Raw genomic sequence first — 13,171 nt, 5'->3', positions numbered from 1 at the left:
AACGGTATGCAGCTCGGGCTGATGTGTCCCGGGTCACGATGCCCGGCCTTGCCATGTGACACGGCAACGAAAGAACGGTTCGCCCCCGTGCACATCTGGCGCCGCATGCCGTACCGAGGAATCCGGCTGTGGACCACGGGTCAGGGTCGGTGGTGCACAGGAAGGGGCGCCACAGCGACGTGCCTGGACGCATGTGTCACCGGTGTCGCTCAGACGCCCTTCTACGCGAGTGATCAGCCGAGGGCGTCGCGCATCGGTACGAGCTTGGCGTTCGACTCGGCCAGTTCGGCCTCGGGATCGGAGTCGGCGACGATCCCGCAGCCGGCGAACAGGCGCAGGCCGAGCCGGTCGTCGGTGAGCTGACCGCAGCGCAGCCCGATGCCCCACTCGCCGTCACCGTGGGCATCCAGCCAGCCGACGGGGCCGGCGTACCGCTCGCGGTCCATCTGCTCCAGGTCGGCGATCAGCGCCCGGGCCTTGTCGGTGGGGGTGCCGCAGACCGCGGCACTCGGGTGGAGCGCGGCGGCCAGTGCCAGCGCCGACGACTGGTCGGCCGCCACGCCGGTCACGTCGGTGGCCAGGTGCAACACGTTCGGCAGCTCCAGCACGTACGGCGAATCGGGCACGTTCATCCCGGAGCAGTACGGCGCCAGCGCGTCGGCGACGGACCGGACGGCGAACTCGTGCTCGCTGAGGTCCTTGCTGGACTGGGACAATGCCGCACCCAGTGCCAGGTCGTGGTCGTCGGAGCCCGTCCGGCGGATCGTTCCGGCCAGCACGCGGGAGGTGGCCAGCCCGCCCTCCCGGCGGACCAGCATCTCCGGGGTCGAGCCGACCAAGCCGTCGACGTGGTAGGTCCAGCACCGTTCGTAGTCGCGGGTCAGCCGGCCCACCACGGAGTTGACCGCGATCGGCTCGTCGGCCTCGGCGAGGACGTCGCGGGCCAGTACCACCTTCTCCACCACGCCGGCGCGGATCCGCTCCACGGCGGTGGCGACGACGCCCTCCCAGGCCGGCCCGTTGAGTGCGCCGTCGGACCACCGGATCGCACACCCCGGGCCCTGGTCGACCGCGGCGGCGATCCCGTCCAGGGTCGGGTTGGCGGTCGGGTCCTCGGTCACCAGGGTGAGCCAGGCCCGGCCCTCGCGACGGCCGACGGTCAGCTCGGGGACCACCAGGACGCCGGTGCGGGCACTGTGGCCGGGGTCGAAGCAGAAGGTGCCGAAGGCGATCGGTCCACTGCCGGCGACGCCGTCCAGGGTGGTCACCGACAGCGAACGGCTGAAGTCGCGCCACCAGCGGTCGGCGGACCGGATCGGCTCCGGATCGTCCGGCTCGGCCTGGTACCGCGCCACTTCGCCGAACCCGACCATCCCGTACTCGCGGCGGATCCAAGCAGTGCCACCACCGGCCGGCACCAGGGTCGACAGGTCACCCGGGTCGGGGATCTCCACGGTTCGGGCATGAAGCATCGGCACGTCCCAACCGTACGCCGATTCGCCGTTAGGTCTTGACGGCCACCCCGCAAGTTGTGTAGAACATCCCACAACCCTCAATTCTTTGTCGTTCCCCCGATTCCCGGCACATGGCTGTGCCGATGAGAGGACCTCTGGCATGTTCCAGCCGTCGATCGCCCACACCGCGATCAGCCGCCGACGCTTCCTGATGACCAGTTCAGCCGCGGTGGGAGGTGCGGCCGTCGTCGGCGCCGGGCTGGCCTCACCCGCCGCCCATGCCGCCCCGCCCGGGCCCACCCTCGAGCCGTGGCCGGAGGCGACGGTGGTGTTCGACGACGATGCGTCGTCGATGGCTGAGGCGGGGTGGGTACCGCGTGCCGCGGCTGCCGGGGCGTACGCCATCGACTCCGTCGGATCGGCCGACAACCCCCACGACCTGCCCCTGCCGATCGTCGAGCCGGGACAGTACCTGCTGCACGCCGACCAGGTCGGGCAGCCCGCCACCAACTGGGCCACCATGAACCGACCGATTGCGATCGGTGAGGGTGCTTGGCAATTGGCGCTGCGGATGCGGGTCGACGACGTACCCGAGGTGTACGAGAACGCCTACACCCGCGGGCTCGTGCTCGAGGTCAACGCCGCCGGGCAGCGGTTCACCTTCGCCCTGGTCGACCGGGACGACCTGCACGTCCGCTACAGCACGGCCGTCAACACGCATGTACGCAAGGTGCCGGTGCCGTTCGACCAGGCCTTCCACGACTGGGTGTTCCGCTTCGACGGGGTCGACACCACGACTGTGGCGATCGACGGCTCGGTGGTCGCCGTGCTGCGCAACGTCAACGTGGCGGTCCGGGGCACGGAGGGCATCACAATGTCTGCGCTGGCGCTCAACTGGAAGTCCGGCAGTCTGCACCTCCTGCTGGATCACATCACCATGTCGGTCCGCCCCAGCAGTCCGCTGGGCCCCGGGACGAGTCTGGTCGACAGCGGGTGGACGGTCGATCCGGCCACCCCCGGCGCCTACTTCACCGACAACACCCGGTCCACCGGGACCGTCGAGGGCATGCCGCCGGTCACCGCCGGCGAGTGTCTGCTGGCCGCCACCTCCGACCGGGTCGTGGGCCACCACTCGGCCGAGCTCGGCGACGGGTCGTGGACGTTGCGCCTGTTGGCCAAGGCCACGACCCTGCCGGCCGCCGGTGACCTCGGCACGCGCGGTGTCGGGTGGCACGTCGACGCCGGCGGGCAGCACCTCGAGCTGGGTCTGGTCGACGGGCTGGTCGGTCTCCGCCGGGCCGACGGGACCTGGCTGACCGCGAACGTCCCCGGCACCACCGACGACAAGTTCCACCGCTGGACCCTCGGGCGTGACAGCCACGGCCGCCACCTCGTCGAACTGGACGGCCGGATCGTCCTGCTGACAGACGAGCCGGTCACCACGGCCATCACCGCGGCCGACGGATTGTCGATCATCGGCGACGGTCGCGGAGCCGGCGACCCGATCATGATCAGCTTCACCGCACCGGTGATCGTCGGCGGCACCACCACCGCCTTCCACCAGCCCAGCATCAACGCGGTGTCAGTGCTGCCGGCCTCGGACGCGACGGGGATGGAGCTCGTGGTCGGCATCGACGGGGTCGATCCACTCGACCTTGCCGGCGGCACCCTGCAGCTGCGCGCCACGTTGCTGCGCACCGACGATCCGACCGCACCGGCGCTGGCCCAACGGTCGATCCCGATCACCTCCCGCTACCTGCCGGTCTCCCTCGCACCGGGTGGCCATGCCGGCGACCTCCGACTTGACCTGCAGGTCCGTCGCGGCGCCGAGATCGCCGCCACGACCGAACAACGATGGCTCGCCCCCACCGACGTCACGATCGCCGCTGCCGGGTCCGCCGCCCAGCCCGCGGCCGGAGCGGCCGTCCTGTTCGACCGGATCGAAGACTGCCGGACCGCCGACGGTACGCCGGCGGCCGCCGCCGGATGGGAACCGGGAAGCTTCGACATCGACGGAGCGCAAGCCGCCGGCATCTTCCTCGACAGCACCGACACCGCCCAACCCGTCGTCGTCCCGGTCACCCTGACCGGCTGGGTCACCGTCCGGCTGGGCTTTCTCAGCGGTACCGAGGAGTTCGACGTCACCGTCGGCGACACGACCCGGCGGATCACGCTCCCCGACGTGCCCGAGTACGACCCGGCGACCGGCTTCGGCCCCCGGGTCATCGGTGAGGTGGAGGTCTTCACCGGCGACGGTGGGGGTGAGCAGTTGATCATCAGCCCCGTCGCCGACAAGCAGGTCAGGCCGACCCACCTGCGGATCACCGGGTTGTCGGCCGCGGAGGCCGAACTGGCCCAACAGCCCGCCGAGGGAGTCGACGGTCGGCGCGCCATCTACAACAACGACGGCATTTCCGACTTCTTCGCCGGGCTGTACGGCAGCGTCGCCGAGCTGGAGTCCAACGCCGTGGATCTGTTCACCGACACCGATGTGGGCGGAATTACGTGGCAGAACGGCACCACCTTCATGTTGACCTACGACAGTCAGTGGGCGGGTCGACCGTACGCCTCACTGACCCCGGCCCAGCAGGAGCTGATGCGTGACGGTGACGTCGTCGCCATGGACGCCATCCTCGACATGATCAACAACGGGCTGGTGCCGCTGGAGGTCGTCACCGCCCGTGCCGCCGAGATCGGCATCGACGCGTATGCGGGATTGCGGATGAACACGTTCTACTCGATGGCTGCCTACCCCTGGTACAACGGGAACATCTGGGACGAGTACGCCGACTCCCGGCAAACCTCCTATGCCGGGACACCGAGCGGGACCCGGATGACATACACCTCGATCAAGTTCGCGACCTACATCCGCAACGTGCTGGTGGAGCTGGCCGGGTTCGACGGGGTCGACGGGCTGGACCTCGACTTCAGTCGCTACCCCGACGTCGTGGGGTGGGAGCCCGAGACGATGGCGGCCTACGAGCAGGCGTACGGGATCGACCCGCGACGGGAGGTGACACCGGAGGGAAGCCTGCGCTGGCAGCAGTTCCGGGCCGACCTGATGACCGCGGTGCTCCGCGAGTTGCGGGCCGCCGTACCGGACACGACGGTGATCGCTCGCGTGCCGCAGGCCAACACCCTCGCGTACGGACTGGACGTCGACTCCTGGGTGGCCGAGGGACTGGTCGACGTGCTGGTGCCGACGAGCATCTCCCACGAAAAGTTCTGGACCAACCTCGACGAGTTCGCCGAGACCGTGGCCGGGACCGACGTGCAGTTGTACGGCGGCATGACCCACACCCTGGCCGGTGGCGACCTGAGCAAGACCGAACAGGACCTGGCCGACCGCGGTTACGCCACCGCCATCGTCCGGACCTCCATGTCGTCCCAGATGTACGTGGAGCGGGCAAGCGCGTTCTATCGGGCCGGCTACGACGGCGTCTACGTGTTCAACAACTGGCGAGCCCGGGCCTCCCTCGGGCTGATCGGCGACAAGGTGGTGACCGAGCAGTGGCGCACCTTCGCCCTGCCCGCGACGTGGACGCACCTCGGCGTTGCGGCCACGCGGGCGACGGCCGACGACACCGCCGACCTGCTGGTGATGCTGGACGAGCTGCGGAGCTCCGACGGCCTTCCCACGGGGCCATTCCGACGGTTCCAGGCAACCGTGGAACAGGTGTCCCGGGCGGTCGAGACCGACCGCACGGAGCTGGCATCGACCACCTTGGAGCGTCTGGTGACGCACGCCAGGGAGGCCGCCGATGCCGGTGTCATCAGCCCCCGGGCCGCAGCAGTTCTCGGTGCGGCAGCGGTCCGGGTGGCCGGTCGGCTCTGACCGACCGGTCAGCGCGAGGTCCAACCCCCGTCGACCGGGATGACCGCACCGGTCACGTAAGCGGCGGCGGGGGAGGCGAGGAAGACGCACGCCCCACTGGCGTCGTGGCCGGTCGCCATCCGGCGCAGTGGCGTGCGGGCGGCGTAGGCGGTGTCGAAGTCGCTCGGTTCGCCGCTCGGGTTGTAGCCGCCGGGGCAGAGGCAGTTGACGCGGATGTCGTACGGACCGAGCTCGCCGGCCAGGTACCGGGTGAACCCGATCATGCCGCCCTTGTCGTAGCTGTAGAAGGCGACCGGATCGACCGGAGTCCCTTCGTACAAGGTGAAGTCGGGCGACACCATGCCGTAGATGGACCCGATGTTGATGATCGACCCGGACCGCTGCTCGACCATGATCGCCGCGACCGCCCGGGTGAGCAGGAACAGGCCGCGGGAGTTGACCGCGCTGGTGGCGTCCCAGTCCTCGGCGGTGGTGTCGAAGAGCCCGCCCCCGGCTCGGTGGACGGCGTTGTTGATCAGCACGTCGACCCGTCCGAACCGGTCCAGCAGGGTGGCGGCGAAGCTGTCGATTGACTCTGGATCAGCCTGGTCGAGTGGCAGCCCGACGGCGTTGCCGCCCTTCGCGACCAGCGCTGCGGCCGCTGACTCGGCGACGGCGGCGGTCCGCGACGTGATCACCACCGTTGCGCCGGCCGTCGCGAGTGCCGCGGCGAAACCGGAGCCGTAGATTCCGGCGCCGCCGGTGATCACCGCCACCTGGTCGTCGAGCCGAAAGCTGTCCATCGAGAACGGTGTCGTCATCGGTCCACATCCCCGTGCTGGTGGCGATTGCCAGGATGGTGGTGGCGATCCACGGTCACCCACGACCGGGTCGGTGCGGAGGTACGCAGTGCGTCGGCGACCTGCAGTGCCGCCAGTCCGTCGGCGAGGGTGACCCGCGGCTCCTCGTCTCCCCGGGCCACCGCGAGCAGGTGGGCGGCCTGCCGGGTGAGTGCCACCCCGGCGGGTGCCAGATCGGCGAACCGTTGCGCCCCGTCGACCCCCGTCCGCCGCACCTCGGTGGTGCCACCGCCCAGGTCGGCGGTGAGGGATCCATCGGTGCCGATCACCGACACCTGGCGGAGACCGCGGCGGTCGACGTAGTCGATGTGCAGGGCGCCGATCAGCCCGGATTCGGTCTCCAGCAGGGCATCGACGAGGTTCGGGGTCTCGACGTGCGGGACGACGTCGACGGTCCGCTCGACCGCGGTGACAGCGGTGATCGCGCCGAACCACCAGCTGAGGTAGTCCCATTCGTGGGAGTAATCGCCGTACAACCGGCCGTACGCCGGGGTGGCGAACCGGTTGGCCGCGACGGTGATCGTGCCGTACGCCCCGAGCAGCACCTGGAAGCTGGTCGGCTCGCCGATCGCCCGGTCGGCCAGCAGCCCGGCCACCCGCAGGCAGGCCGCATTGTGGCGCAGCACGTAACCGACCAGGCAGTGGTTGCCAGCCGGCCCCAACCGGTCGATCACCGTGGCAGCCTCGGCTGCCGACGGTGCCAGTGGCTTCTCCACCAGGACGGCGATCCCAGCCTTCGCCGCCGCCTCGAGCTGAGCCAGGTGGGCATGATCAGGAACCGCGACCACGACCGCATCGAGCCGACTGTCGAGCAACGCGTCGAAGCTGTCGACCAACCGCAGGTCCGGGTGTGCAACAAGCGCCGCCTCACATGTCGCCGAGGCGGCGTCGAAGCCGTACAGGGTCGTCGCACCGGCCGCCCGCAGCGCGGTCAGGTGTTGTCGCCCGATCGAGCCGAGGCCGCTCACCCCGACGCGAACCTCGGTCATCTCAACTCGCCTCGGCTGCCTTGCCGGGCGTCCGTTCCACGACGCCGTGCAGGTCACGGGCCCGCTCCAGCATCCGAGTGACGTGGGCCGAGGTGCCGGCATCGGCCTGCACGAACGGTGCCGCGGTCGTGTTGTGGGCGATGATGCCCTGCTGCACGAGCGCCTCCTTCACGATCGCGAAGAACTGGGCCGAGAAGCTGGCCCCCGGCAGCTCGTTGAAGTACAGGTCGAGCAGGCCGGCGATCCGACCCTGCACCTGTGAGGCGCCGGCCCAGTCGCCGAGCGCGGCCCGTCGACACAGGTCGACGTGCAGCGGGGCGAACACGTTGGCCAGCCCGGGGATGCAGCCGGTGCCGCCGCCCAGCAGGAAAGCGTCGATGCACTCCTCGGAGCCGGTGAAGTGGGCCACGTCGGCGAGCCCGGCCCCGGCGAGCGCCTCACTGCGGAGCCGAGCGGCGCCGATGTTGCCGCTGGAGTCCTTCACCCCGGCGATCACCCCGTCGCCGAGCAGTCGCACAAGCAACGGGGTGGACAGCGACACTCCGACCCGGCTCGGCACCTCGTAGCCGATCACCGGGGCGTCCGAGACGCCGGCCAGGGCGGTGAAGTGTCCGGTCAGCTCGTCCTGCGACAACTGGAACCCGAACGGTGCCGAGGCCAGGATCGAGTCCGCGCCCAGCGCGGCGAACTCGCGCGCGTCGTTGACGGCGTCAGCCGTGCCCAGGGCGGCCACCCCGGCCATCACGTGCACCTGTTGGCCGGCAGCGACGACTGCTTCGACCGCGGTACGGCGTTGGGCGGCGGGCAGTGCGGCGTTCTCCCCGGACGAACCGAGCACCAGCACACCGGCGACCCCGTCGCGGGCCAGCGCGGCGACGAAGCTGGCGGTCGACTCGACGTCGACCTCCCCGGTCGGCAGCAGCGGGGTCACCATGGGCACCAGGACCCCGTCACGGGGGATCGGTCGGCGGTGGGTAGGGCTCATCGTGCATCACCTTTCAACGGTGGTTCGGATTCCAACGGGGCCGGGAGAGGGATCTCGGTGCAGACCGAGACCAACGGGGTGCCGGCCGTCACCGGCGCCAGTCGGCGGAGGAAGACCACGGTGCCGTCCTGAGGAGCGATCACCTCGGTCAGTGTGGCGCCGCGACGATCGACCACCGATCCTACGGTTTCGCCCTGCCGGACGGCCGCCAGCATCTCCACGTGGGCAAGGAAGTAGCCGTCGACCGGGGCGGCGGTGAAGCTGTCGGTGTCGCCGTTGCCGTGCAGCAGGCGCCGCAGCGGCTCACCGGCTGGGGCGGTGCCGGGCGCCATGATGCCCAGCCCCTCGGCCACCCGGACCACTCCGTCGGTGTAGCGGTCCAGCATCGTGGCGTCCAGCACGCCACCGCGCCGGGACTCGACGTACATGGCGGGGACCTTCCGGTCCGCGGCGGCCGACACGGTGCGGCCGGGGGCGAGGTCGGGATGACCCCACACGGTCGCCATGCCGAAGTCGAGCGCCAGCGCACGGCAGGCGTCGCCGTACGGGGTGTGGTCGTGCAGGCTGCCGGCGAAGTCGGGCAGGTCGGCGTCGACGGCGGAGGTGTGCAGATCGATCAACGCATCGCAGTCGTTGATCAACTCCTCGCGCACCAGGGCGGCGAGCTGCTCGGTCGGTTCACCGTGCGGGTCGCCGGGGAACGTCCGGGCCAGGTCGCGGCCGTCGGCCGGCCCGGTCCGGATGAACGCCAGGTTCGCCGCCTCGTGGGTGATCGGCACGACGTCGAGCCGCCCGGCCACCAGCGGCCAGTGGGTCAACGTGACCCGGCCGGCGCCGACGATGCCGCCGATCTCGTTGCCGTGCACACCCCCCAGCACGAGCAGCCGCGGCCCGGGTCGGCCGGAGTCCAACCGGTACCGGGTGACCCCGGTGCCGGGCTCGGCGCCGCCGAGCCGGGTCGGTCGCCATCCCGTTGCATGAGGTGACGTCAAGGTCGTCCTCCCAGCAGTTGCGCCAGTCGTTCCGGCACCTCGTCCGGCGTGATCGTCGGCACCACCGTGGCATCGTCGGGCCAGGCCGCGTCGAGACGGGCGGCCACGAGGCGGTCCAGCGCGGCGGTGTCCTTGTGGCCGGCGCCGGTGGCGACGACCACGATCGGTTCGTCCGGGTCGAGCCGGCCGGCGGCCAGGTCGGCGATCGCGCCGGCCAGGGCGGTGGCACCGGCCGGTTCGACCAACAGCCCGAAGCGGGCGAGCAAGGCCTGGGCGGCCTCGATTGCGGTGTCGGGTACGGCTACGTCGTGACCGCCGGTGGCGCGGAGGGCCTCCGGCGCGCCCACGGCGTCGAACAGGGCGGCCATCTGCAGCCCGGACACCGCGGTGGTCACCTGGCCGGCGATGCCCTCGGGGTGGCCCTCGACGGCAGCCCGTAGGGAACCCGCCCCGGCCGGTTGCACGCCGATCAGCATCGGCTGTGGTCCGGCGAGGTCGCGGTACCCACGGTGCACCCCGGTCAGCAGCCCGCCGCCGCCCACCGGCAGGTAGACCCGGGTTGCGTACGGGGTCTGCTCGGCGAGCTCGTAGGCGATCGTCTGGACGCCGGTCATCGCCTCGGGCGCGTAATGGAAGCCGGTCAGCAGGGGATAGCAGCCGGCCTGGGCGGCAGCCGCGGCGATGAGGTCGGCGACGGTACGGGTGGAGGCCGCGTCGTGCCCGACACCGGTCACCCGGCAGGCGATCCCGCCGACCGCGACGATCTCGCGCAACTTCGCCGCGACCGTGTCCGACAGGGTGAACAGCACGGCCCGCGAACCGGCTGCGGCGGCGTACGCGGCGGCCGCCGCCCCACCGTTGCCCGATGACGTGCCGACCGCCCCGGCCAGCCCCCGTTCCCGGACCAGTGCATACGCAACGGCGGCGATCCGGGCCTTGAACGATCCGGTGGGGTTGCGGTCCTCGCACTTGAGCCAGAGGCGGCGCAGGCCGACTGCGGCGCCGACCGTCGCGGAGATGTCGATCACTGGGGTGTCACCCTCGCCGAGGGTGACCACGGCGGCGGCGTCGCGTACCGGAAGTCGGTCATGGTGGCGCCAGAGCCCGGTCTGGGGAAAGGTCACCGGAGGGCCTCCACGCCGGCGGCCGGTTCACGTTCCCCGGCGAAGTGGCAGGCGGCGACGGTGCCGTCGCCGTCGCCAGTGAGCAACGGCTCCTCGACGGTGCAGATCTCGGCGGCCAGCGGGCAGCGGGTACGGAACGAGCAGCCGGTCGGCAGGTCGATCGGGTCGGGCAGGTCGCCCTGCAGCCGGATCCGGCCACCCCGGCCGCGCTGCGAGGGCTCCGAGATCGGCACGGCCGACAACAGGGCCTGGGTGTAGGGATGCCTGGCGTGGTTGAAGATCTCGTCGGTGGTGCCCAGCTCGACGATCCGGCCCAGGTACATCACGGCCACCCGGTGCGCGATGTGCTTGACCACCGCGAGGTCGTGGGCGATGAACAGGTACGACAACCCCAAGTCACGCTGCAGCCGGGCCAGCAGGTTGATCACCTGTGCCTGCACCGACACGTCGAGGGCCGACACCGGCTCGTCGAGGATCAGCATGGACGGCTCGAGGGCCAACGCGCGGGCGATGCCGACCCGTTGCCGTTGCCCACCGGAGAACTCGTGCGGGTACCGGTTGATCAACTCCGGGCGCAGTCCGACCAGGTCGAGCAGTTCCCGGGCGCGTTCCTGTCGGGTGGCGGCGGTGCCGATGCCGTGGATCTCCAACGGTTCGGTGATGATCGCGCCGACGGTGTGCCGGGGCGGCAGGGAGGCGTACGGGTCCTGGAACACGAACTGCAGTTTCCGCCGGAGTCGCCGCAGTTGGCCGCCCGACAGTGCGTTGATGTCCACGTCGTTGAACGTGATCGTGCCGTCAGTGGGTTGGTGGAAACGCATCAGCGTCTTGCCGACGGTCGACTTGCCACAGCCGGACTCGCCGACGATGGCGAGGGTCTCACCCTTGGCGACGTCGAACGACACCCCGTTCACCGCGTGCACGTACCGGCGCTTCTCCCACAAGGTGCGCCGCTTCACCGGGTAGTGCTTGACCAGGTCGGTGACCCGCAGGACCGGGTCGTCGGTGGTGGTCATGGTGTGCTCACCTTCTCCGAGGTCGCGATCAGCTCGTTGTGGAAGTGACAGGCCGTCGCTCGGCCCGGGGAGAGCTCGACCAGCTCGGGCCGTGTCCGGCACTCCTCGCGGCCCTGGCTGACGACACAGCGGGGCCGGAAGGAACACCCGCCGGGCAATCGGGCCGGGTTCGGTGGCTGGCCGGGGATCGCGGCGAGATCACTCGTCTCACCGGCCGGCCGATCGTCGATCGTCGGTCGCGAGTCGAGCAGGCCACGGGTGTACGGGTGGCGCGGCTCGGTGAACAGCTCGTCGACCGAGGCGCTCTCCACGACCCGTCCGGCGTACATCACCACCGCCCGGTCGCTCACCTCCGCGATCACGCCCAGGTCGTGGGTGATCAACACCAACGCGGTTCCGGTCTCCGACTGCAGGTCGTGCAGCAGGTCGAGGATCTGGGCCTGGACGGTGACGTCGAGGGCGGTGGTCGGCTCGTCGGCGAGCAGGACGGCCGGCCGGTTCGCCATCGCCATCGCGATCATGGCGCGCTGCCGCATGCCGCCGGACAACTCGTGCGGATACTGGTCGGCCCGGCGCGACGACCCCGGTATCCGGACCTGGTCGAGGAGCTCGATGATCCGGGCCCGGCGGCCCTTGCGGTCGAGCTCGCGGGAGTGTCGGCGCAGGCTCTCGTCGATCTGTTGGGCGATCGTCATCACCGGGTTCAGCGCGGTCATCGGGTCCTGGAAGATGATGCTGATGTCGCGGCCGCGGATCGACTGCAGGTGGCGCTCGGGTGCGGTGACCAGGTCGCGGCCGCCGTACTCCACCGAGCCGGCGACGATCCGACCGTTCGGCGGCAGCAGCCCGAGGATCGACATCATCGTGATGCTCTTGCCCGACCCGGACTCGCCGACCACGCCGAGGGTCTCGCCGGCGTGGACCGCGAAGCTGACGTCGTTCACGGCCTGCACGATGCCGTCGGAGGTCTCGAACTCGGTCGTCAGCCCGGTGACGGTGAGGACGGGCCCGGACGGCGACGTACTCATCGGCGTCCCTGCTTCGGATCGACCGCGTTGCGGAGGCCTTCACCGATGAAGTTGACCGACAGTACGGTCACCGCGATGGCGAGGCCCGGTGGGAGCCACAGCCACGGCATCCCTTCCAGGATGCTGAGCGACTGGGCCTGGTTGAGCATCGAGCCCCAGCTGGCGGTGGGTGGCGGTACGCCGAGGCCGAGGAACGACAGGGCCGCCTCCAACATGATCACGCCGCCGGTCATCCCGGTGGCGACCACGGTGGCCGGACCGAGGACGGCCGGGACGACGTGGCGCAGCACCACCCGGCTGCTGGGCGCACCGAGCCCGACCACGGCCTGGATCGAGTCCTGTTCCCGCAGCGACATGGTCAGCCCGCGGGTGACGCGGAAGGCGCCGGTCCAGTCCATCAGTCCGATGATGATGATCATGCCCGGCAACGACGGGCCCATCACGGCGGCGACGGTGATGATCACGATGATGGTGGGGAAGGACTGGAACACCTCGCTGATCCGGTTCAGCAGGGCGTCGACCCAGCCGCGCAGGTAGCCGGCCAGCGAGCCGAGCAGGATCCCGACGATGGTCGCGGTGAGCGCGGCGGCCAACCCGACGGCCAGCGACACCCGTGCCCCGACCAGCAGCCGGGCCAGCACGTCACGGCCTGCCGAGTCGGTGCCCAACGGATGCCCGGGGCCCGGTGGCTTGCGGTACTGCGCCGGGTCGACGACGTTCGGATCGACCGTCCACACCAGCGGTCCGAGCAGGGCGCCCAGTACGAGCAGGGCGAGCGTGATCGCCCCGGGCAGGGCGAGCCGATAGCGTACGAAGCGTTGCCAGGCGGCCCGGCGGGGACTGACCCCCGGGGCGGCGAGGGTGTCGTCGGCCGGCTCGGTCGAGAGCATGGTGGCGGTGTCGGTCATG

At 70.7% G+C, this 13,171-nt stretch carries 10 protein-coding genes; 1 reads left to right on the top strand and 9 read right to left on the bottom strand.

Annotation, left to right across the window (positions count from 1 at the left end; translation table 11 throughout):
• Positions 1–233: 233 nt before the first annotated feature.
• Positions 234–1,472, bottom strand: coding sequence for an isochorismate synthase (locus ACQBAU_RS15785; protein WP_465255733.1), 1,239 nt, complete (start codon positions 1,470–1,472; stop codon positions 234–236).
• A 142-nt stretch (positions 1,473–1,614) separates the two neighbouring features.
• Between ACQBAU_RS15785 and ACQBAU_RS15780 the strand changes: the two genes are divergently transcribed.
• Complete coding sequence (locus ACQBAU_RS15780; RefSeq protein ID WP_465255689.1) at positions 1,615–5,289, top strand: hypothetical protein; 3,675 nt, start codon at positions 1,615–1,617, stop codon at positions 5,287–5,289.
• Between the two features lie 8 nt (positions 5,290–5,297).
• Here the strand turns inward: ACQBAU_RS15780 and ACQBAU_RS15775 are convergent, their stop codons facing one another.
• Genes ACQBAU_RS15775 through ACQBAU_RS15740 form a run of 8 tightly spaced genes read right to left on the bottom strand, consistent with a single transcriptional unit; the run spans position 5,298 to position 13,170 of the window.
• Positions 5,298–6,089: an SDR family NAD(P)-dependent oxidoreductase gene (locus ACQBAU_RS15775; protein WP_465255690.1), complete on the bottom strand. Its 792-nt coding sequence runs from the start codon at positions 6,087–6,089 to the stop codon at positions 5,298–5,300.
• Complete coding sequence (locus tag ACQBAU_RS15770; RefSeq protein WP_465255691.1) at positions 6,086–7,117, bottom strand: Gfo/Idh/MocA family protein; 1,032 nt, start codon at positions 7,115–7,117, stop codon at positions 6,086–6,088. Before ACQBAU_RS15770 ends, ACQBAU_RS15775 begins: the two co-directional genes overlap by 4 nt.
• A gap of 1 nt (position 7,118) precedes the next feature.
• On the bottom strand, positions 7,119–8,102 hold the full coding sequence (locus tag ACQBAU_RS15765) for a dihydrodipicolinate synthase family protein (protein ID WP_465255692.1): 984 nt from the start codon (positions 8,100–8,102) through the stop codon (positions 7,119–7,121).
• Complete coding sequence (locus ACQBAU_RS15760) at positions 8,099–9,094, bottom strand: succinylglutamate desuccinylase/aspartoacylase family protein (protein ID WP_465255693.1); 996 nt, start codon at positions 9,092–9,094, stop codon at positions 8,099–8,101. Before ACQBAU_RS15760 ends, ACQBAU_RS15765 begins: the two co-directional genes overlap by 4 nt.
• Positions 9,091–10,218: a pyridoxal-phosphate dependent enzyme gene (locus ACQBAU_RS15755; protein WP_465255694.1), complete on the bottom strand. Its 1,128-nt coding sequence runs from the start codon at positions 10,216–10,218 to the stop codon at positions 9,091–9,093. Before ACQBAU_RS15755 ends, ACQBAU_RS15760 begins: the two co-directional genes overlap by 4 nt.
• Positions 10,215–11,234, bottom strand: coding sequence for an ABC transporter ATP-binding protein (locus ACQBAU_RS15750; protein WP_465255695.1), 1,020 nt, complete (start codon positions 11,232–11,234; stop codon positions 10,215–10,217). The genes ACQBAU_RS15755 and ACQBAU_RS15750 overlap by 4 nt, the downstream gene beginning before the upstream one ends.
• A complete protein-coding gene (locus ACQBAU_RS15745; protein WP_465255696.1) occupies positions 11,231–12,262 on the bottom strand; it encodes an ABC transporter ATP-binding protein in 1,032 nt (343 codons plus the stop codon). Before ACQBAU_RS15745 ends, ACQBAU_RS15750 begins: the two co-directional genes overlap by 4 nt.
• Entirely contained in the window at positions 12,259–13,170 is a 912-nt protein-coding gene (locus ACQBAU_RS15740; RefSeq protein ID WP_465255697.1) for an ABC transporter permease, read from the bottom strand. The genes ACQBAU_RS15745 and ACQBAU_RS15740 overlap by 4 nt, the downstream gene beginning before the upstream one ends.
• Position 13,171: the final 1 nt, after the last annotated feature.

It is taken from the genome of Carbonicoccus niuqiaonis, assembly GCF_050157065.1.
In the GTDB taxonomy this organism is placed as follows: domain Bacteria; phylum Actinomycetota; class Actinomycetes; order Propionibacteriales; family Propionibacteriaceae; genus Avipropionibacterium.
This window is presented reverse-complemented; position numbering and strand designations above follow the sequence as displayed.